Below are 21190 nucleotides of genomic sequence, written 5' to 3'. Positions count from 1 at the left end.
CTTTTATTTTACTTTTTTTTAAAAGTTTTTTTTAGCTCCTTAAAACCAAATAAACACTTCTAAATAATCCCGATACCTCTATGAACTTTTACAACCGCTTAGCGCAATTGCGGGTGCAAATGTAAAACTTATTTTTAATTCAACAAGTTTTTATTTTACTTTTTTCAAAGTTTTTCTGAAGCCTCAATACTCCTCTAAAACCTTTAAAAAACCCCTCAATCTCTATGAACGTCTACAACCGCTTGTCGCAATTGCGGGTGCAAATATACAACCCTTTTTCTTCCCAAAACAAACTTTTTTAATGAAAACTTAAAAGTTTTTTAACTCCGATAAGTAAAAGACTGATTACCACACTTTCAAAATAAGAAAACTACAAAAAGAAATTCCAAACCAGACCAAAGCGAATCGCAAAATCTCGATAGGGATGTAAAGGCGCTACATAATTTGTGTTCTGATTCAACAATGACTGAGCATTTTCTAACTTGAAAAAGATGCGCGTCTGGCGGATTAAAAAAAGTAAGATAAATACATATAAAAATTAACTATTATTTTTTTATATTGCAAACCGATTAAAACTTAAAACTTCCGATGATACAAAAATACCTTATTATAAAGGTTTTATTTTTATTCCTGATATTTTTTGCTTACTCCTCATTCTCGTATTCGCAATGTGCAGGAAGCGATGCTACAGTTACAATTTGTAATATTCCGAACTCAAATAATTCCTCTTTAAATTTACTTCCATTACTTAACGGGAACCCTATTGCCGGAGGAAACTGGGTTAGTGATGAAAACTTACCAATTTTTGTAGGTTCCCCTTCAAATGGAATTGTCAATCTGTGGCAAATTACGACTGGAGGAACTTACCACTTTACATATACGGTAAATAGTTCAACTTGTACTGATAATCAATCAACCGTTACTATAATCTTAGGAGGATATGCGGGAGAAGATAATCTTCAGGCAAATGCTTGTGAAGATGATGACTCTGTAAATTTATTTCAATTTATAGGTAGTAATCCCAATCCACATTTGGGAGGAACCTGGGCAGATGTTAGCAATACCGGAGCTTTGAGCGGAAGTGTCTTTAATGCAACAATATTAGGTCCGGGTACATATACATTTATTTATACAGTAAGTAGCATTGGGACCTGTCCGGCACAAACTTCAACCGTAGATTTAACGGTTCACCCTTTACCCAATCCCGGTGGCACAACTTCACTTGAATTTTGCGGAATTGCCGATTTAGCAAATTACACTAACGTAAATCTTCTTAATTATTTAAGTGGTGAAGATCCAAATGGAGTTTGGTCGGAAAGCGGCACTTCAGAATTAAATGGACCAAATGATACTGAAATAAATATTCAAAATATTTTTAATAATTCAGGATATGGATTTTATTCTTTTAGCTATTCTGTATTTCCAAATCACCCAATTTGCACATCACAAACTTCAACAATACCGGTAATTATAAGAAGAATTATAGATTTTACAGGAACAGATTTATCAATTGATTCTATTTGTGAAGACGAAATTGAGAATCACGATTTTGTAGTTAATTTTAATAACTTACCATCAATTGATAGTGTTCCTGTTTATGACTATCAAATAAATTATACGATAACCGGACCGGTGAGTTTTTCGGGTTCTGACGAAATTACACGGTCAAATCCATTTTTTGAAATAGATGACAATTTTAATCCCACTGTTGGAAATTATATGTTAATTATTGACAGTATTACAATTGATGATACTGAAGATATTGTGTGTGATATTATTTGGAATTTAAGTACAGATTTTGAAATCCGTGAAATCCCTAGTTTAGAAGGCGCTTCCATGGATATTCCTGATATTTGTGTTGGCGAAAATAACAGTGTAAATATTTCTAACGCAAATTTAACTGACGGAGATTATACGATTACTTATGAAATTACCGGAGCAAATTCAGCTTCAAACTCTATAATTTTAGCATTTCAAAACGGATCGGCTTCTTTCGATTTAGATAATTCTATCCTTCAAAATACAGGAACTACAACATTAACTATAACCACTATTAGCGATGATTTCTGTGATAATACAGCAGATTTAAGTGATGATTTTGAGGTAAATCCACTACCCGATCCCGAGAATTATGAAATTATTATTGAAAATAGCTGTTTCGGAGAACCGGTTTTAGTGACCATAAATGAGATTTCTGATATTAATGAACTAGAAATAATTTACAATATTAGTGGAGCTAATAGTATTTCAGATGAAACAGTTACTTTAAACGTAAATAACAATTCAGTTGAATTTACCATTCCGCCCACAACTTTTACAAATACAGGAACAAATACTTTTAATTTAATTTACGTAACTAATGTAGAAACCGGATGCGCTTCTCTAGCTACAAACTCAAAAGATTTTACACTTTACCCTATTCCAAATGCTCCGCAGGCTCCTACTCCACAAGAATTTTGTGAAGTTGAAAAAGCTACAGTTTCAGATCTAATTCCGAATGGAAATAATTATCTATGGTTTGAGAATCAAACAAGTACTATTGAACTCAACCCAACTACACTTTTAAATAACCAAGATTATTATGTCGCTATTATAAGTAACGATGGTTGTATTTCTGATAAAACTCGGGTTTCTGTAATTGTAAATCAAGTGCCGCCGGTAAATCTTATTCAAGATGGAGCTTCTTTTTGTGGAGCAGATAACCCTACAATTTCAGATTTAACCAATAATGTTTCTGTAACTAATTTTACGGTAGAATGGTACGATAATAATGGAAATTTACTTTCTGAAAATACACCACTTTCTGATGATACTATTTATTTGGGATATAATATCGATCAAGCAAATAATTGTGAAGCGAGCGATGCTATTGAAGTAAGCGTAACCTTAACCAATTGTGATACTGAAAACCCCGATGAAGAATACGACTTTTTTATTCCCGATGCGTTTTCACCAAATAACGACGGACTAAACGATTCTTTCCGCATAAAAAATATTCAATTTATTTATCCTGAATATGAATTTGATATTTACAATAGATACGGAAAATTATTATTTACTGGCAATATAAATCACCCGGAATGGAACGGAGAAACCGAAAGTTCGTCCGATAAAATTGCTCCAAACGGTGTTTATTTTTACGTGATTCGCTTCAACAAAAATAATAAGGCACCAAAACAAGGTCGTTTATATTTAAATAGATAACATTAAATGAGGAAAAAATTACTCTATATTTCTTTTCTATTGCTTAGCAATATTCTAATTGCGCAACAAGATCCTGAATTCACGAATTACATGTATAATATGAACGTGATCAATCCTGCATATTCCACCGGAACACCGGGAACAATTAATTTAGGGAGTTTTTACAGATCGCAATGGGTTGGCGCGGTTGGTGCTCCAAAAACCTTTTCTTTTTTTGGTCATTTACCTATTAATGAAAAAATAGAAACTGGACTTTCTTTTATTTCTGATGATATTGGCGATGGTGCTTTAAAGGAAAATAATATTTATGCCGATTTTGCTTATAATTTAAAACTTTCAGAAAAACATACGCTTGCATTTGGACTAAAAACCGGCGTCACCTTTTTAAACACCAATTTTAATAACTTCAGATTAGAAAGTGGAAGCGTAAGTTCTGATCCTGCTTTTCAGCAAAATTTAAATAAAACTTATCCGAATATCGGTTCGGGCGTATTTTTTTATACCGATAATTATTACCTCGGGTTTTCTACTCCAAACTTTTTATCGAGTAAACATTTAAATGAAGTTGACGGAATTCAGCGCGTTGGTGGAGAAGAAATTCATTTCTACTTAACCGGTGGTTATGTTTTCAATTTAAATAGCGATTTTCAACTCAAACCCTCGTTTATGGTTCGTAGTGTAAAAGGCGTTCCGCCAATGTTCGATATATCAACAAACGTTCGTTATCTAAATCGGTTTGAACTTGGTTTATCCTATAGAATTGATGATTCTGTAAGTGCCTTAATGAATGTTGGCGTTACTCAAAATCTTCGCATTGGTTACGCTTACGATTATACGACTACAAATTTTGGAAATTACAATTCAGGAAGTCACGAAATTTTCATCCTTTTCGATCTCACGTTTAATAATGGTTACGACAAATCGCCACGATTCTTTTAAACTTAAAATTTATGAACCGCTTTTTACGTTTTTTTCTTTTTAGCCTCGTTTTTCTAAGTTTTACTTCTATTACAAAAGCCCAAGATTTTCGTGTAAAAAAAGCTAATCAATATTTTTATAAAACCTATTATTCAAAGGCAATTCCGCTATATGAAGAAGTTATTAGTAAAAACCAAAATCCTGAAATTCTCCTAAATTTAGCCGATAGTTATTATTTCACGTTTGAAGTAAAAAAAGCGGCTCGGTATTATAAAATTTTTGCTGCTCGTTATCCTGAAAAATTTGACAAACAACATCAATTTCAATTTATTCAAACCTTAAAAGCACTGGGAAATTATCAAGAAGCTGAAAAAACAAGTCTCGATTTTTCTTACAAAACTGAAGAAGAACAACAAAAATATAGACAACGGCTTCGATATTTAGAAAATGTAAAAGCAATCGGCAATCGTTTTGAAATTAAAAATTTACCCCTAAATACCGAAAATTCTGAATTTGGCGGTACTATTGTAATGAATCAATTTGTTTTTGCTTCCGCCGAAAAAAAACAAGGCTTATTCGATAAAGTTTTTTATTGGAATAATTCTCCGTATTTAAACCTTTATAAAATTGCGGAAGCTGAACTTAATACTGCTTCTGAAGCAAAACTTTTTTCTAAAAATTTAAGTACTCGTTTTCACGAATCGAACGCTGTTTTTTCAGCTGATGGAAATACGATTTATTTTACGAGAAACAATTATATAAACGGAAAAAAGAAAAGAGATTCTACTAAAGTCACGCAATTGCAAATTTATAAAGCTGAATTAAAAAACGGAAAATGGGAAAATGTAACCTCGCTTCCAATTAACAGTGACCACTACTCTACCGAGCATCCGGCATTAAGTCCCGATGGAAAAACGCTTTATTTCGCCTCAAATAAACCGGGCGGTTTTGGAAGTTTCGACTTGTATAAAGTAAATACCAATGATTTTAAAAATCCTGAAAATTTAGGTCCAAAAATTAACACCAAACACAAGGAACAATTTCCATTTATAGATAAAGAAGGAAATTTATATTTTGCTTCAGATGGTCATCCAGGATTTGGATTTTTAGATATTTTTATCGCTAAAGCGGAAGGAAACTCTTTTTCAAAGCCCGATAATATTGGATTACCGGTAAATTCCGGTTACGATGATTTTGCTTTTTTTAAAAACCCGAAAAATGCGAGCGGTTATTTTTCTTCAAATAGACCAAGCGGCAAAGGAAGCGATGATATTTATCAATTTCAAGAAACGCTTCCGTTACTAATTGAAGATTGCTACCAATTTATTACCGGAACTGTTTATGATAAAACTACCGGCGAATTATTAGATAATTCTACCGTAAAATTAATTCAGAATTCAATTGTAAAAGACAGCATTATAACAGGAGAAAATGCAAATTTCAATTTTAAAGTGAATTGCGAGAATTCTTATGTAATAATCGGTTCCAAAAAAGATTATCAAAATGATACCATTCAACTGAAAACTTCTAGCATTCGGAAAAAAGAACAAAGAGCGGACTTAAAATTATTAAGTGAAGCTGAGAAAATTCGAATTAAAGAAGAAAATCTAGCGCGAAAACAACGCGAATTAGAAGCGCAAAAAGAAGCTGAAAAAATCGCAGAACAAAAAAGAATTAAAACTGAAAAAGCAGCGAAAAAAGAACGAATCACAAAAATTGTTGCTCAAGAAAATGCGATTGTAAAAGACGAGAAAAAAGATCGTTTTTTAATTAAAACCGAGCCCATTTATTTTGATTATGATTTATGGTATATCAGAAAAGAATCGCGCGTGGTTTTAGATAAAGTAATTGCTTTATTGAAAAAATACCCGACTATGAAATTAGAAATCGGCACACATACCGATATCCGCGGAAACAATACATATAATATGAATTTATCGCAAAAACGGTCAAATTCTGTAATGAATTATTTTGATGAAAAAGGAATAAATATTAATAGAATTACAGCGAAAGGCTACGGCGAAACCCAACCTATTATTTATTGCGAAACGGAAGATTCTTGCACAGAAGAGCAACATGAAATTAACCGAAGATGTGAATTTGTAATCTTATCTTTTGAATAATATATTGAATATGCCTAGTGAATCATAATGAAGTCTCGTCACCTTGAACTTGATTCAGGGTTTCATCTCAAGATTTTTTTCAATGTAATATGAGATTCCAGATCAAGTCCGGAATGACGATAATAACAATTATTACAAATTACGGATAATCAAATAAAATATAATTAAGAATAAAATAGAACCGATTAATTCCATTTCTGCATACAGGAAATAAAATTAATTTCTATTGCTGAAGGATGTTTTTCAATTTCACTTTTTTGAAAACCGCGACGCAAAATATGTTCAATAAAATAATCCTCTTTAACCTCTTGCGGATCAAATTTTTCTTTCAATGAAATATTAAACAAACTTGCGGTCGTATTATACCAAAATGCACGCCAACCGCTTTTTAATTCCTTTACAACATCAAAAGTGGTTTCTCCGGTTTGTCTGTACATTAATTTAACTAAAATCTGTCCTTCGGTTTTGGTAAGTTTTTTTAATTCTGCAGTAAATTCTTCTTCAATATAATTTTGTACAATTCGCGTATATTTTCGCTTTTTATATCCAGATTCTAATTTAGACAATCGTTCTTGAAGCTCTGTTAAACGTTTAGAAGCCATAACTGCGTATGGCCAAACTTTTTTAGTTTTTCTTTTTAAAATTAAATATTGTCTGCGCTCATTTCTGCTATCAAATTTATAAGCACCAACCACTAAAACTTCATCTAAATCTATCGCGTCTACCATAGTTGCTGTAGAATCATCAGCCATAATAATGAACTCTGTAGAAGTAGCTTTTTCTTGTTGGGTTTCAGAATAACTTGTTTTAAGCGTTTGAGCAGAAAATTGAACTGAAATAAAAAATGCTATGTAAAATAAGTATTTCAAGTATGAGTTTTAAAATAATACATCGAAAACTGTTCCAAATTTACGGAATATGAGTCGACGATATTTCTTTTTATTAGTAAATTCGTGAAAAACATAGAAAAATCAATATGGCAAAAGAAACAATTTTAAAAAAAGAATCATTAAATTTTTTAGAAAAATACCTTAACAATGCCGCTCCCACGGGATACGAGTCTGAGGGACAAAAACTTTGGATGGATTATTTAAAGCCTTATGTAGATGAATTCATTACTGATACTTATGGAACTGCAGTTGGCGTAATAAATCCTAAGGCAAAATTTAAAGTAGTAATTGAAGGGCATGCCGATGAAATTTCTTGGTATGTAAATTACATTACTGATGATGGATTGATTTATGTAATTAGAAACGGAGGAAGCGACCATATGATTGCGACTTCTAAACGTGTAAATATTCATACCAAAAAAGGAATTGTAAAGGGAGTTTTTGGCTGGCCAGCAATTCATACCCGTGATAAAAGCAATGAGCAAGCACCTAAAATTGAAAACATTTGTATTGATGTGGGTTGTTCTAGTAAAGAAGAAGTTGAAAAGCTTGGCGTTCACGTTGGTTGTGTGATAACTTACCCTGATGAATTTTTTATCTTGAATAATGATAAATTTGTTTGTCGCGCATTAGATAACAGAATGGGTGGTTTTATGATTGCTGAAGTTGCTCGTTTATTAAAAGAAAATAAAGAAGAATTACCATTTGGTTTATATATTACCAATTCTGTACAAGAAGAAATTGGTTTACGCGGTGCCGAAATGATTACTCAACGTATTAAACCAGATGTAGCCATTGTTACCGATGTTACCCATGATACGACAACGCCAATGATTAATAAGAAAAAGGAAGGCGATACAAAAATTGGCGGCGGACCTGTAATTAGTTACGCTCCGGCAGTTCAAAATAAATTGCGTGAATTAATTATTGAAACAGCCGAAAATAAAAAAATACCTTTTCAGCGTTTAGCAGCAAGTAGAATGACAGGAACCGATACTGATGCTTTTGCTTATAGCAATGGTGGTGTTGCTTCTTCTCTTATTTCGTTACCACTACGCTATATGCATACCACTGTAGAAATGGTACATCAAGACGATGTAGAAAATGTAATTAAATTAATTTACGAAAGTTTATTACAAATAAAAGAAGGTGAAACGTTTAGTTATTTTGACTAAAATTATATAATACTTACCTATAAAACCTCTCACATCTTGAGAGGTTTTTTATGAGAAACATTTCTTAAGAAATTAACAATTAATAAATATTTAATTATTATTCACAAATAATTATTACAAAGTGTTCTTCTATTAAAGTATCTTTTCAAGAGAAAACGGAAAAAATATGGCAGTTGCTGCTCAAAATATAGATGCACTTTTGGCTGAACCTCAGCAAATCGCAGATTATACAGGTCTAGTTTATATTACAGATGAAAAATTGACCATTCAGCGTCACAAACACGGGAGAGGATTTTATTACACCGATAAAAAAGGAAATAAAGTTTGTGATGAAAAATGTTTAAAAAGAATTAAAAGTCTTGTAATTCCACCAGCTTGGCGAAATGTCAGAATTACGCATTTACATAATGGACATTTGCAAGTTGTGGGAAGAGACGACAAAAAAAGGAAAGTTTACCGCTATCATGATGAATGGTCTAGAATTAAAAACCAAACTAAATTTTTCAAAATGATTTCTTTTGGCGAAGCACTTCCTGCAATTCGCTCGCAAGTCGAAAAAGATCTTAATAGAAAAGGAATGCCGAAAGAAAAAGTTTTGGCACTTGTAATTAAATTAATGGAAGAAACTCACATTAGAATTGGAAACCATTATTACGCTAAAAAAAATCACACATACGGTTTATCAACATTACGTACAAAACATGTTGAGCTTCAGGAGGAAGGAATGACTTTTAATTTTATTGGAAAAAAAGGAAAAGAACATCACATAGATATTCACGATTCAAAACTAATTAATCTTGTAAATCAATGTGAAGAAATTCCCGGTTGGGAATTGTTTAAATATTATGATAAAAACGGAGATAAACATTCTGTTGACAGTGGATTGATTAATGAATATATTCAACATTTATCAGACGAATATTTTTCAGCAAAAGATTTTAGAACTTGGGCTGCTACAAAAATTTTTTTTGAAAGTCTTCGTGATTTGGAGTTTCCTGAGACAAAAAAACAGCTTCAAAAAAATCTAATTTATGCCTATGATGAAACTGCCGAAGCTTTAGGAAATACTCGAGCAGTCTGTAAAAATTATTATGTTCATCCATTAATAGCTGAAAAATATGAAGATGAAAGCTTAAAAGAAAATTTTAAAAATTTAGATCAACAAAAGAAAAAAAGCAGCACAAAAAATTTCTCACAAACTGAAGAAGTTTTACTCGATTTAATTAAAGATTACGAAATCAATATAAAATCATAATTATGAAATATTTACTACTATTTTTTTTAAGTTTAAACTTTGTAGTTACTAAAGCACAAGTACCCGAAGATCCGGCAAAAAAAAATGCAGCGGCAAATTACACTATTTTTATCACCTCTAGAGAGTTAGAAAATGATTTTGCCATGCAACAGCGAGATATCATTTTTGTAAATAGAGAAAAATTAGAAGAACTAGGTGTAAATGCTTACCAAATGACCCCAACGGAAATAAGGTCTGTCTTTGACAATAGCTTTTCTAAGCCTTCAAATTTTAACCGTTATACAGATATGATAGGAAAAGAAGCTACTTTTAGAGTGCTGTTGGTTGATGACAAAAGTGTCATAAAATTCAGTAAAACCGAACCTATGACACTTGATGAAATTCTTGTTTTAGCTAGAAAAAAAGACTCTTTAAATACTTTTGAAGAAACTCCTAACCAAGAAATTAGAGATTCTAGAGAAACCACAAAAGATCGTATAGATCAGACTAGAAATAACTAGCCTAAAGTGACTTTTCTAAATAGCTCAAAATATTTTTTTCAATACGGTTTTCAATATTATCGATAGAAGCTTTTTGAAATTTTTCTCCGGTAATATTTTCGTATAACTCTATATAACGTTCAGAAATAATATTGACTCTTTCTTGGGTGATTTCAGGTAAAGTCTCTCCTTCTTTTCCTTGAAATCCTTCAGAGATTAACCATTGCCGAACAAATTCTTTTGAAAGTTGTTTTTGCTTTTCACCATTTTGTTGGCGTTCTGCATAACCATCAGCGTAAAAATAACGGGAAGAATCTGGTGTGTGAATTTCATCGATTAATACAATTTCTCCATCAGCATTTTTTCCGAATTCATATTTAGTATCTACCAAAATTAATCCGCGTTCTTTTGCCAATTTACTACCACGTTCAAAAAGCTTTCGGGTATAATCTTCTAAAACTTTATAATCCTCTTCGGCTACAATATTTTTTTCTAATATAGCCTCTCTAGAAATATCCTCATCGTGATCTCCTAAATCTGCTTTGGTAGAAGGAGTAATTATTGGCGCAGGTAATTTATCATTTTCCTTTAAACCTTCGGGTAAAGAAACACCACATAAACTTCTTTTTCCCGCCTTGTATTCGCGAGCAGCATGTCCTGCTAAATAACCACGAATAACCATTTCTACTTTAAAAGGTTTACATAATTGTCCAACAGCTACATTGGGATCTGGTGTAGCATCTAACCAATTTGGTACAATATCTTGGGTAGCTTCCATCATTTTGGTTGCAATTTGATTTAAGATTTGCCCTTTATACGGAATTCCCTTTGGGAGAACGACATCAAAAGCGCTTAGCCTATCGGTTGCAATCATAATCACTTTATCATCTTGAAGCATATAAACTTCTCTAACTTTTCCTTTATAAACACTTTTTTGTTTCGGAAAATTATAGTTGGTACTTAATATTGTATTACTCATTTATTCTCTGTTTTCTATTGCATTGTATGCTGCAATTACTTTTTTAACCAATTTATGTCGAATCACATCTTTATCATCTAAATAAATAACACCAATTCCTTTTACATTTTTTAAAACCAGTAATGCTTCTTTTAGACCTGAAATTATTCGAGTTGGTAAATCTACTTGCCCAGGATCTCCTGTAATAATAAATTTTGCATTTTTACCCATTCGGGTTAAAAACATTTTCATCTGCGCGTGCGAAGTATTTTGCGCTTCATCCAAAATCACGAAGGCATTATCTAACGTTCTTCCGCGCATAAATGCCATAGGAGCAATTTGTATAACTCCTTTTTCGATAAATGAATCTAATTTTTCACTAGGAATCATATCGCGTAATGCATCGTATAAAGGTTGCATATACGGATCTAGTTTTTCTTTTAAATCGCCCGGTAAAAAACCTAGGTTTTCTCCGGCTTCAACAGCAGGACGCGTAAGTATAATTCTACGTACTTGTTTTTCTTTTAAAGCCTTTACAGCTAAAGCTACACCGGTATATGTTTTACCGGTTCCGGCAGGACCAACGGCAAAAACCATATCATTTTTTTTACTAAGCTCTACCAATTTTCGTTGGTTAGCCGTTTGTGCTTTTATTAAGCGACCGCTAACACCGTGAACTAGAATTTCACCACTTTCGGCAGAAGTTTCGTAATCTTCCTTTTTTTCGCTCGTTAAAACACGTTCAATTACATTTTCGTCTAGCTTATTATATTTTCCAAAATGGTCCATAAGCATATTAAAACGTTTATCAAATTCTTCTAGGCGTTCTTCATCGCCATAGACTTTTATTTGATTGCCGCGTGCTACTAATTTTAGCTTCGGAAAATATTTTTTAAGCAACTCTATGTTTGCATTTTGTAACCCAAAAAATTCTCTTGGATTAATTTCGGAAAGTTCGATGATAAGTTCGTTCAAAAGCAGGTACGTTTATTTGTCATTTATCTTTAAATTCGCATTACAAATTTAATCAAAAATACGAGCAAGTCACCGTAAAAATATTAACATCGCTAATTCATGCCTATTATTACATTAACAACCGATTTTGGCCAGAAAGATCCCTCTACCGGGGCTGTTAAAGGTGCTATCTTAAGCGAATTAGATGCGGTTACAATTGTTGATATCTCTCATCAAGTTTCGCCATTTCATACAACGGAAGCTGCATATATCATTCAAAATGCTTACAACAGCTTTCCAAAAGGGACTATTCACATTATTGGAGTTGATTCTGAAATAACTCCGGAAAACAAACATATTGCACTAGCTTTAGACGGCCATTTTTTTATTTGTGCTAATAACGGAATTATGTCTATGATTGCTTCAGAAATAAAACCTGAAAAAATCGTAGAAATTAATATTCATGATGCGGTAGAGACCAATTTTCCGGTACTCGATATTTTTGTAAAAGTAGCTTGTCATATTGCTCGTGGCGGAACTTTAGAAGTTATCGGTAAAACAATTCCGCAAATTAAACAACTTAAAGAATTTGAGCCTTTTATAAATCAAGATCAAAATCAATTAGTGGGTCATATAATGTACATTGACAATTATGGAAATGTGGTTACTAATGTTTCTAAAAAACTTTTTGAAAACATTGGGAAAGGAAGAGATTTTACGATAACGGCACGATCGGTTAGTTTTTCTAAAATCCATGATAGCTACAGCGACGCAATAAATTTTGATGCGCCAAAAGAAAAAAGAGAAGAAGATGGTAAGAAATTAGCAATTTTCAATGCATCCAATTATATTGAGCTCGCAATATATAAAAGTAACCCCAGAACTGTTGGTAGTGCTGCCAGCCTTTTTGGTCTTAAATTAATGGATTCTATAACAATTAAATTTACCTAATGCTCGTTAGAATTGTAAAAATGACATTTAAAGAAGAAGAAATTGAAAACTTCAAAAAAATGTTTGATGAAAAAAAACAACACATCAGGAATTTTGAAGGCTGCAATTTTCTAGAATTATATCAAGATAAAAATTTACCGACTATTTTTTTTACCTATAGTTATTGGGAAAATGAAAATGCATTAGAAAATTACAGACATTCAGATTTGTTTAAATCGGTTTGGGCAACTACCAAAGCAAAATTTGGTGATAAACCCGAAGCTTGGAGTGTAAACAAATTAGTAACCTTAGCTTAAAATTTATGTTGGCAATTCTTCAAAAAGAAATAAATACTTTTTTTTCTTCGGCTATTGGCTATTTAGTTATAGGCATTTTTTTATTGGTAAACGGATTATTCTTGTGGGTTTTTAATGGCGATTTTAATATATTAAATTATGGTTTCGCAAATTTATCTTCCTTCTTTTTAATCGCTCCGTGGATTTTTATTTTTCTGATTCCGGCAATTACAATGCGTAGTTTTGCAGAAGAAAAAAAACAAGGAACGCTAGAATTGTTATTTACTAAACCCATAACGCGATGGCAACTTATTTTAGGAAAATATTTTGGTGCATTTATTTTGGTGATCTTAGCACTTTTTCCCACTTTATTGTACGTTTTTACAATTCATCAATTAGGAGAAAATCCAGGGAATTATGATTTTGGCGCAACTATTGGCTCTTATTTAGGTCTAGTTTTTTTAGGCGCGGTTTATACAGCCATCGGCGTTTTTGCTTCCAGCTTAACTAAAAATCAAATTGTAGCTTTTATTTTAGCGGTTCTACTCTGCTTTTTAAGTTATTTTGCTTTTGAAGGAATTAGCAATTTTCAATTATTTGGATCAGAAATTTACGCCCTAGAATATCTTGGCATTAGCTTTCATTATAAAAGTATTAGTCGCGGAATTATTGATACACGAGATATTATTTATTTTCTTAGCTTCGTTTTTCTGTTTTTAAGTCTTACTAAATATACCGTAAATAAAGTAAGTTTATGAGTTTAAAAAAGCAACGCATATCAATTTTTATAAGCATTGTTGTATTGATTTTACTCAATCTTTTTGCTTCATCATTTTTTAAACGTTTCGACTTAACCGAAAATAAACGTTATACACTTTCAGAAAGTGCTAAAAATATTGTTGCTGATGTAGATCAGCCCATCATTATAGACGTTTATTTAAAAGGCGAGTTTCCTTCGGCTTACAAAAGACTTCAGCGAGAAACACGTTATTTACTAGAAGAATTTAGCGCATATAATTCGCAAGTAAAATTTAATTTTATAAATCCATTAGAAGATGGCGGAAATGCACAAGAAGTAGCACAAAAATTTTACCAGGCCGGTATGACGCCAAAAACGCTCAACGTTTACGAAAATGGTAAAACGAGTGAGAGTATTCTATTTCCTTGGGCAGTAGCAACCTATAAAAATCAATCGACTAAAATTAATTTGCTCAAAAGAAATGTTGGCGATACACAAGAAGAAACCGTTAACAATTCTGTTGCTCAATTAGAATATATGTTTGCTGATGGCTTTAATAAATTAGTGAATCAACGCAGCAAAAAAATTGCCGTAATGCGCGGTAATGGCGAATTACCTGATGCGTTTATAGCCGATTTTATTCAAGAAATGCGCGAGTATTATTACATCGCTCCTTTTACATTAGATTCCGTAGCTTCTGAACCACAAAAAACGCTTCAAAAACTAAAGGAATTCGATTTAATTTTAGAAGCAAAACCTACGGAAAATTACACCGAAGAAGAAAAATACGTACTCGACCAATATATAATGAATGGCGGGAAAGCACTTTGGCTTACTGAAAGTGTTGCCATAGAAAAAGACAGCTTATTTACCAATCCTCAAAATACGACACTGGCCTATCCTCACGATTTAAATTTAACCGATTTTTTCTTTAAATATGGTATCAGAATTAATCCGAATTTAATTAATGATATTGACTCTGCTCCTATTATTTTGGCTTCTGGCTCAGGAAAACAAACCGAATTTAATCCATATCCTTGGTTTTATTCGCCGTTAGCGGTAACACAAAAAAAACATCCTATTGTAAATAATATTGAAGCGGTAAAATTTGATTTTGCCAACCCGATTGATACATTAAAAAACAACATCAATAAAACTATTTTGCTAAAAAGTTCGCCTTACACAAAAGTTGAAGGAACGCCGCTACAAATTAGTTTAGATATTATTAAAGAAAAACCGAATCCCAATTTATACAAAGATGGACGGCAAGCAATGGCTGTTTTATTGGAAGGAAAATTCACTTCGGTCTATAAAAACAGAATAAAACCAATTTCTTTATCTGAAGATTTAGAAGAAGGAAAAGAAACTAAAATGCTGGTGGTTTCTGACGGAAATGTAATTAAGAACGAATTTAGTCAAGGAAAACCAAAACCATTAGGTTACGATCGTTACACCGGAAACACTTACGGAAACAAGGAGTTTTTAATAAATGCGGTTAATTACATGTTAGACGATGCTGGTCTGGTAGATATTCGATCTAAAGATGTAAAACTAGCTTTTTTAAGTAATAAAAAAATTGAGGCTGAAAAATTAAAATGGCAATTGATTAATATTCTTCTTCCGCTTGCGCTTTTAGGAATTTTTGCTTTAGCTTTTTTTGCGATAAGAAAAAGAAAGTATGTAAAGTAAATCTAATATTGCTTTTCTTCTAGGATATAAAAATTGGTTTTTAAAGGATCAAAAAAAACTCGCTAACTTCTAAAAAATAAAAAAGAAGTATTAAAATACCTAAGCTTATCACCAATATATTTTGCTGAATAAATTTACACAAAACCATAAAAAAAAGACCTGAGCTTAAAACAAGACCATTTATGATGTTACTTTCACTCATTTTTAAAAACAATTTATCAGCGATTAGAGGATTATTAAAAAAAAGGATGTCCCGATAAAAATTTATAAAAATTCTGATTATTAATATCGTTGTAAAAATAATTAGTACGTTTCCAGATAAAATTATAAGTATGTGCTTATTTAATTTTCTCATAATTATTTGTCCAAGTAAATAACTTTTCAATTCATCAAATTATACTCTATAAAAATAGAGAATCTTCATAAATAAAAGCACCTCCGATTTTATGGAAGTGCTCTTTTTGTAATTGAAAATAAATTCCTATTAAATCCCTGCAATTTCTTTAATCTCTTGCATAATTTTTTGTGCTAATTCATCCGCTTTTTGTTGTGATTTTGCTTCCGTATAAATTCTGATAATTGGCTCAGTATTAGATTTTCTTAGATGAACCCAGTTTTCAGGAAAATCAATCTTTACACCATCTACGGTTGAAATTTCTTCGGCTGCATACTTCTTTTCCATTTCAGCTAAAATCGCGTCAACATCTAATTGTGGCGTTAACTGAATTTTATTTTTACTCATAAAATACGCCGGATATTCTTCGCGTAATTCAGAAACTGATATTTTTTTCTCTGCTAAATGCGTTAAAAATAAAGCCGCACCAACTAAGCTATCTCTTCCGTAGTGAAATTCCGGAAAAATAATTCCGCCATTTCCTTCTCCACCAATAATTGCGTTCGTGTCTTTCATAAGCTGAACAACATTTACTTCACCAACAGCACTGGCTTGATATTTTCCGCCGTGTTTTTCAGTTACATCACGCAAAGCTCTAGAAGAAGAAAGATTACTGACGGTATTTCCGGCTTGTTTTCCTAGAATATAATCAGCAACAGCCACAAGCGTATATTCTTCGCCAAACATATTTCCCTTTTCATCAATAAAAGCTAATCGATCTACATCAGGATCTACCACAATACCTAAATCAGCGTTTTCCTTAACTACTAACTCACAAATATCAGTTAAATGCTCTTTTAAAGGCTCTGGATTGTGCGGAAAATGACCATTCGGTTCACAATATAATTTTACAACTTCAACGCCTAATTCTTCTAATAAACGTGGAATCGCAATTCCACCGGTAGAATTCACACCATCTACCACCACTTTTAAATTGGCATCTTTTATCGCATCAACATCAACCCAAGAAGAGTTTACAATTTCTTCAATATGTAAATCGATGTACGCATCATTTACATTAATTTTCCCTAAATCATCAACTTCAGCAAAGCTAATTGCATTACTTTCTGCTATTTCTAAAATTTTAGCGCCATCTTTTCCATTTAAAAATTCGCCTTTTTCATTCAATAACTTTAAGGCATTCCATTGTTTAGGATTATGACTCGCGGTTAAAATAATTCCGCCATCGGCATGTTCCATCGGCACCGCCATTTCTACGGTTGGCGTGGTTGAAAGACCAACATCAATCACGTGAATTCCCATTCCTATCAAGGTATTCATTACCAATTGCTGAATCATTTCACCCGAAATTCTTGCGTCCCGACCGACTACAATTCGGTAGGTTTCTTTATTGCGTTCTTCTTTTATCCAAGTTCCATAAGCTGCGGCAAATTTTACTGCGTCTATAGGTGTTAAATTATCACCTACATTACCGCCGATAGTTCCTCTAATTCCTGAAATTGATTTTATTAAGGTCATTTTTATTTCTTTATTTATGATAAATCACTTTAAATTAATTCATTAAGATTTTTCTCAACAAATTTGACTCGCATAAAATTTCCGAGTATTTTAAATCTCGATTATCGAGTAAAGCAAATATACACGCAATAATTCCACAAGCAAAACCCTTGTATGAAGTAATTTTAAAATGTATTTTAGTTTTATGAACTACCTTGCGCATATTTACCTCTCCGGAAAAAATGATGAATTAAAAATCGGGAATTTTATAGCCGATTCTGTAAAAGGAAAAACGTATAAAAAATACCCCGATAAAATTCAGGAAGGAATTATTTTGCATCGAAAAATTGATCAATTTACCGATACGCATCCAACAGTTTTTAAAAGTACGCATCGCCTCTTCCCTATTTACAGTCATTATGCTTCTGTAATTATTGATGTTTTATACGATCATTTTTTAGCAAAAAACTGGGCAAAATATCACGATACTTCTTTGGCAGTTTATGTAGATGAATTTTATTATTTGCTAAAAACTAATTTTGAAATTTTACCCAAGCGTGTTCAAAATTTTTATCCGTATATGATAAGTCAAAATTGGTTACTAAATTACGCAACGATAGAAGGAATTGAACAAATTCTTTTTCAGATGAACGGGCGTGTAAAGAGCAAAATTCAACTTCATCATTCCATTAAAGAATTTAAAGCTGATTATTCTTTATTTGAAGCTGAGTTCACTTCCTTTTTTGAAGAACTTATTCAATTTTCAGAAAATGAACGTAAAATAATTGACCTATAATTTTATAAGAATTTTATCAAAGGTTTAAGACGGCTGCTTTCTTATTTTCAAGACTTTGAGTAACTTCGCATCTTGCAAAAAATTATGGCAAATTTCAACGAAAATATAGAGGTTTTAGGTGCCCGTGTGCACAACCTAAAAGATATAGATGTAACTATTCCAAGAGAAAAATTAGTCGTTATTACCGGGCTGTCGGGTTCCGGAAAATCTTCTTTAGCTTTCGATACCATTTATGCCGAAGGTCAACGCCGCTATATTGAAACTTTTTCGGCTTACGCACGGCAATTTCTCGGTGGCTTAGAAAGACCCGATGTAGATAAAATCGACGGACTTTCGCCTGTAATCGCTATCGAACAAAAAACGACTAGTAAAAGTCCGCGAAGTACGGTTGGGACGATTACTGAAATCTACGATTTTTTACGCCTCTTATATGCTCGCGCCGGCGAAGCTTACAGTTACAAAACGGGCGAAAAAATGGTGAGTTACAGCGATGAACAAATTAAAAACCTCATCAAAAAAGAGTTTAAAGGAAAACGCATCAATATTCTTTCGCCGGTTATTCGTTCTAGAAAAGGACATTATCGTGAATTGTTTGAACAAATTGCTAAACAAGGTTTTTTAAAAGTAAGAACCGATGGCGAAGTACGCGATATTGAAAAAGGAATGAAACTCGATCGTTATAAAACCCACGATGTGGAAATTGTAATTGATCGCATGAAAATTGAAGATAGCGAGAGTCTAGATAAACGCTTAGCTGAAAGTATAAATACCGCAATGAATCAAGGCGATAATGTCTTGATGATTTTAGATCAAGATTCAAGTGAAATTCGCTATTTCAGTAGGAATTTAATGTGCCCAACAAGTGGGATTTCTTACCCAAATCCTGAACCAAATAATTTCTCGTTTAACTCGCCTAAAGGCGCTTGTCAAACCTGTAATGGAATTGGAGATTTATATAAAGTAAATCTTCAAAAAATAATTCCCGATAATTCTAAATCGATAAAAAACGGTGGATTAGAACCACACGGAAATCAGAAAAAAAATTGGGCGTTTAAGCAAATGGAATTGATCGCCGAACGCTTCAATTTTAAATTATCAGACCCGATTAAAGATATTCCAAAAGAAGGATTAGAAATGATTCTTCACGGTGGAAAAGATAAATTTGAAGTCAATTCTAAAGAACTCGGTGTAAGCAGAACCTATAAAATAGATTTTGAAGGTGTTGCCACATTTATTGAAAACACCTACAGAAATAACGATTCTTCTTCTTTAAAACGCTGGGCAAAAGCTTATATGGACAAAGTAATTTGCCCATCTTGCGAAGGAAGCAGATTACAAAAAGAATCGCTTTATTTTAAAATAAACGAAGAAAACATAGCCGAATTAGCGCAAAAAGATATTTTAGAATTAAGCGATTGGTTTGATGGTTTAGAAAAAAAGCTCAGCAAAAATCAGTGGAAAATCGCTGAAGAAATCGTCAAAGAAATTCGTACGCGATTACAATTTTTAGTTGATGTTGGGCTGACTTATCTTTCTTTAAATCGCGGTTCTAAATCACTTTCTGGCGGCGAAGCACAACGTATTCGTTTAGCTACACAAATTGGCTCGCAATTGGTTGGCGTACTTTATATTTTAGATGAACCAAGCATCGGTCTTCATCAGCGCGATAACGAAAAACTAATCAATTCGCTAGAGTCTTTACGCGATGTTGGAAATTCAGTAATTGTAGTTGAGCACGATAAAGATATGATAGAACGCGCCGATCACGTTATCGATATCGGTCCATTTGCCGGAAAACACGGCGGTGAAATTATCAGTCAAGGAACTCCAAAACAAATAAAAAAACATAAAACCTTAACCGCTTCATATTTAAATGGAACCAAAGAAATTGAAGTTCCGAAGAAAAGACGCGAAGGAAATGGTAAATTTATTGAACTGAAAGGTGCCACTGGAAATAACCTAAAAAATGTTTCGGTTAAATTTCCATTAGGAAAAATGATTCTAGTAACCGGCGTTTCTGGAAGTGGAAAATCTACCTTAATTAACGAAACGCTTTATCCGATTATGAACGCGCATTATTTTAATGGCGTAAAAGTTCCGCAGCCTTATAAAAGCATAAAAGGTTTAGATGAATGTGATAAAGTAATCGATATTAATCAATCGCCAATTGGTAGAACACCACGCTCTAATCCAGCGACTTATACTGGTGTTTTTTCAGAAATACGAAGTTTATTCGCTAAAACTCCAGAAGCACAAATTAGAGGTTATAAACCGGGAAGATTCAGTTTCAATGTAAAAGGCGGTCGTTGCGAAACTTGTCGTGGCGGCGGTTTGCGCGTTATTGAAATGAATTTTTTACCCGACGTACAAGTAGAATGTGAAACTTGCCAAGGAAAACGCTTCAACAGAGAAACCTTAGAAATTCGTTACAAAGGAAAATCGATTAGCGATGTTTTAGAAATGACTATTAATGAAGCGACTGATTTTTTTGATCAAATCCCGAAGATTTACCGAAAACTAAAAACCATTCAAGATGTTGGTTTAGGTTATATTACACTTGGTCAACAAAGTACTACGCTTTCCGGAGGAGAAGCGCAACGCATAAAATTAGCAACAGAATTATCTAAACGCGACACCGGAAATACATTTTATATTTTAGATGAACCCACCACAGGACTTCACTTTGAAGATATTCGTGTTTTAATGAACGTATTAAACACCTTAACTAATAAAGGAAATACCGTGTTAATTATTGAGCATAATATGGATGTGATAAAATTAGCAGATCATATTATTGATATTGGTTATGAAGGTGGAAAAAATGGTGGAAAAGTAATTACCAAAGGAACTCCGGAAGAAGTTGCTAAACACAAAAAAAGTTATACAGCAAAATTCTTAAGAAAAGAATTACATTAGCTTTTACAAATTATTT

17 protein-coding genes are annotated in these 21190 nt (G+C 32.6%); 12 read left to right on the top strand and 5 right to left on the bottom strand.

Features of this window, described 5'->3' with window-relative positions:
- Window positions 1-370: 370 nt before the first annotated feature.
- A complete protein-coding gene (locus D9R05_RS15030; RefSeq protein WP_394340572.1) occupies window positions 371-508 on the bottom strand; it encodes a putative porin in 138 nt (45 codons plus the stop codon).
- 80 nt (window positions 509-588) lie between these two features.
- Between D9R05_RS15030 and D9R05_RS15025 the strand changes: the two genes are divergently transcribed.
- From D9R05_RS15025 to D9R05_RS15015, 3 genes are read left to right on the top strand one after another with little or no spacing between them, the layout of a single operon-like run.
- Complete coding sequence (locus D9R05_RS15025) at window positions 589-3204, top strand: gliding motility-associated C-terminal domain-containing protein (protein WP_121668049.1); 2616 nt, start codon at window positions 589-591, stop codon at window positions 3202-3204.
- Window positions 3205-3210: 6 nt separating this feature from the next.
- Window positions 3211-4143, top strand: a complete 933-nt coding sequence (locus D9R05_RS15020; protein ID WP_121668048.1) for a PorP/SprF family type IX secretion system membrane protein — start codon at window positions 3211-3213, stop codon at window positions 4141-4143.
- 11 nt (window positions 4144-4154) lie between these two features.
- The gene (locus D9R05_RS15015) at window positions 4155-6245 is read left to right on the top strand and encodes an OmpA family protein (RefSeq protein WP_121668047.1); all 2091 of its coding nucleotides are present in this window, start codon (window positions 4155-4157) and stop codon (window positions 6243-6245) included.
- A gap of 185 nt (window positions 6246-6430) precedes the next feature.
- Here the strand turns inward: D9R05_RS15015 and D9R05_RS15010 are convergent, their stop codons facing one another.
- The gene (locus D9R05_RS15010) at window positions 6431-7114 is read right to left on the bottom strand and encodes a DUF4294 domain-containing protein (protein ID WP_240463092.1); all 684 of its coding nucleotides are present in this window, start codon (window positions 7112-7114) and stop codon (window positions 6431-6433) included.
- A gap of 107 nt (window positions 7115-7221) precedes the next feature.
- Between D9R05_RS15010 and D9R05_RS15005 the strand changes: the two genes are divergently transcribed.
- The 3 genes from D9R05_RS15005 to D9R05_RS14995 all read left to right on the top strand — a co-directional run bounded on the left by D9R05_RS15005 (window position 7222) and on the right by D9R05_RS14995 (window position 10065).
- Entirely contained in the window at window positions 7222-8310 is a 1089-nt protein-coding gene (locus D9R05_RS15005; RefSeq protein ID WP_121668046.1) for a M42 family metallopeptidase, read from the top strand.
- A gap of 166 nt (window positions 8311-8476) precedes the next feature.
- The gene (locus D9R05_RS15000; protein WP_121668045.1) at window positions 8477-9565 is read left to right on the top strand and encodes a DNA topoisomerase IB; all 1089 of its coding nucleotides are present in this window, start codon (window positions 8477-8479) and stop codon (window positions 9563-9565) included.
- Window positions 9566-9567: 2 nt separating this feature from the next.
- Entirely contained in the window at window positions 9568-10065 is a 498-nt protein-coding gene (locus tag D9R05_RS14995; protein ID WP_121668044.1) for a hypothetical protein, read from the top strand.
- Between the two features lies 1 nt (window position 10066).
- Here the strand turns inward: D9R05_RS14995 and D9R05_RS14990 are convergent, their stop codons facing one another.
- Entirely contained in the window at window positions 10067-11023 is a 957-nt protein-coding gene (locus tag D9R05_RS14990; protein WP_121668043.1) for a phosphoribosylaminoimidazolesuccinocarboxamide synthase, read from the bottom strand.
- Entirely contained in the window at window positions 11024-11977 is a 954-nt protein-coding gene (locus D9R05_RS14985; RefSeq protein ID WP_121668042.1) for a PhoH family protein, read from the bottom strand.
- Window positions 11978-12076: 99 nt separating this feature from the next.
- On the opposite strand from D9R05_RS14985, the gene D9R05_RS14980 reads away from it, so the two are divergent.
- The 4 genes from D9R05_RS14980 to gldG are packed head-to-tail and all read left to right on the top strand — an operon-like array spanning window position 12077 to window position 15610.
- Window positions 12077-12907 carry an SAM hydrolase/SAM-dependent halogenase family protein gene (locus D9R05_RS14980; protein WP_121668041.1) on the top strand — a complete coding sequence of 277 codons (831 nt, stop codon included), beginning with the start codon at window positions 12077-12079 and terminating at the stop codon, window positions 12905-12907.
- Entirely contained in the window at window positions 12907-13203 is a 297-nt protein-coding gene (locus D9R05_RS14975) for a putative quinol monooxygenase (RefSeq protein WP_121668040.1), read from the top strand. Before D9R05_RS14980 ends, D9R05_RS14975 begins: the two co-directional genes overlap by 1 nt.
- A 5-nt stretch (window positions 13204-13208) precedes the next feature.
- The gene (gene gldF / locus D9R05_RS14970) at window positions 13209-13940 is read left to right on the top strand and encodes a gliding motility-associated ABC transporter permease subunit GldF (RefSeq protein ID WP_121668039.1); all 732 of its coding nucleotides are present in this window, start codon (window positions 13209-13211) and stop codon (window positions 13938-13940) included.
- Window positions 13937-15610 (top strand): gliding motility-associated ABC transporter substrate-binding protein GldG, encoded by a 1674-nt coding sequence (gene gldG / locus D9R05_RS14965; RefSeq protein ID WP_121668038.1) that lies wholly within the window; start codon window positions 13937-13939, stop codon window positions 15608-15610. Before gldF ends, gldG begins: the two co-directional genes overlap by 4 nt.
- Before the next feature lie 484 nt (window positions 15611-16094).
- Here the strand turns inward: gldG and glmM are convergent, their stop codons facing one another.
- Entirely contained in the window at window positions 16095-17483 is a 1389-nt protein-coding gene (gene glmM / locus D9R05_RS14955) for a phosphoglucosamine mutase (protein ID WP_121668036.1), read from the bottom strand.
- 184 nt (window positions 17484-17667) lie between these two features.
- Between glmM and D9R05_RS14950 the strand changes: the two genes are divergently transcribed.
- Both D9R05_RS14950 and uvrA read left to right on the top strand, forming a co-directional pair.
- Window positions 17668-18258 (top strand): acyl carrier protein phosphodiesterase, encoded by a 591-nt coding sequence (locus tag D9R05_RS14950; protein ID WP_121668053.1) that lies wholly within the window; start codon window positions 17668-17670, stop codon window positions 18256-18258.
- A gap of 84 nt (window positions 18259-18342) precedes the next feature.
- Window positions 18343-21174 carry an excinuclease ABC subunit UvrA gene (gene uvrA / locus D9R05_RS14945; protein ID WP_121668035.1) on the top strand — a complete coding sequence of 944 codons (2832 nt, stop codon included), beginning with the start codon at window positions 18343-18345 and terminating at the stop codon, window positions 21172-21174.
- The last annotated feature ends 16 nt before the right edge of the window (window positions 21175-21190 follow it).

Source organism: Mesonia aquimarina (genome assembly GCF_003667275.1).
GTDB lineage: Bacteria > Bacteroidota > Bacteroidia > Flavobacteriales > Flavobacteriaceae > Mesonia > Mesonia aquimarina.
Note: the sequence above shows the minus strand (reverse complement) of the source record. Positions and strands in the feature narration are given on the sequence as shown.

What these genes read in the sequence shown, in the direction of transcription:
- glmM (WP_121668036.1), bottom strand. Translation starts at nt 17,483, where the DNA reads ATGACCTTAATAAAATCAATTTCAGGAATTAGAGGAACTATCGGCGGT.
- D9R05_RS15000 (WP_121668045.1), top strand. Translation starts at nt 8,477, where the DNA reads ATGGCAGTTGCTGCTCAAAATATAGATGCACTTTTGGCTGAACCTCAG.
- uvrA (WP_121668035.1), top strand. Translation starts at nt 18,343, where the DNA reads ATGGCAAATTTCAACGAAAATATAGAGGTTTTAGGTGCCCGTGTGCAC.
- gldF (WP_121668039.1), top strand. Translation starts at nt 13,209, where the DNA reads ATGTTGGCAATTCTTCAAAAAGAAATAAATACTTTTTTTTCTTCGGCT.
- D9R05_RS14950 (WP_121668053.1), top strand. Translation starts at nt 17,668, where the DNA reads ATGAACTACCTTGCGCATATTTACCTCTCCGGAAAAAATGATGAATTA.
- D9R05_RS15015 (WP_121668047.1), top strand. Translation starts at nt 4,155, where the DNA reads ATGAACCGCTTTTTACGTTTTTTTCTTTTTAGCCTCGTTTTTCTAAGT.
- gldG (WP_121668038.1), top strand. Translation starts at nt 13,937, where the DNA reads ATGAGTTTAAAAAAGCAACGCATATCAATTTTTATAAGCATTGTTGTA.
- D9R05_RS15020 (WP_121668048.1), top strand. Translation starts at nt 3,211, where the DNA reads ATGAGGAAAAAATTACTCTATATTTCTTTTCTATTGCTTAGCAATATT.
- D9R05_RS14990 (WP_121668043.1), bottom strand. Translation starts at nt 11,023, where the DNA reads ATGAGTAATACAATATTAAGTACCAACTATAATTTTCCGAAACAAAAA.
- D9R05_RS14975 (WP_121668040.1), top strand. Translation starts at nt 12,907, where the DNA reads ATGCTCGTTAGAATTGTAAAAATGACATTTAAAGAAGAAGAAATTGAA.
- D9R05_RS15025 (WP_121668049.1), top strand. Translation starts at nt 589, where the DNA reads ATGATACAAAAATACCTTATTATAAAGGTTTTATTTTTATTCCTGATA.
- D9R05_RS14995 (WP_121668044.1), top strand. Translation starts at nt 9,568, where the DNA reads ATGAAATATTTACTACTATTTTTTTTAAGTTTAAACTTTGTAGTTACT.
- D9R05_RS14980 (WP_121668041.1), top strand. Translation starts at nt 12,077, where the DNA reads ATGCCTATTATTACATTAACAACCGATTTTGGCCAGAAAGATCCCTCT.
- D9R05_RS15005 (WP_121668046.1), top strand. Translation starts at nt 7,222, where the DNA reads ATGGCAAAAGAAACAATTTTAAAAAAAGAATCATTAAATTTTTTAGAA.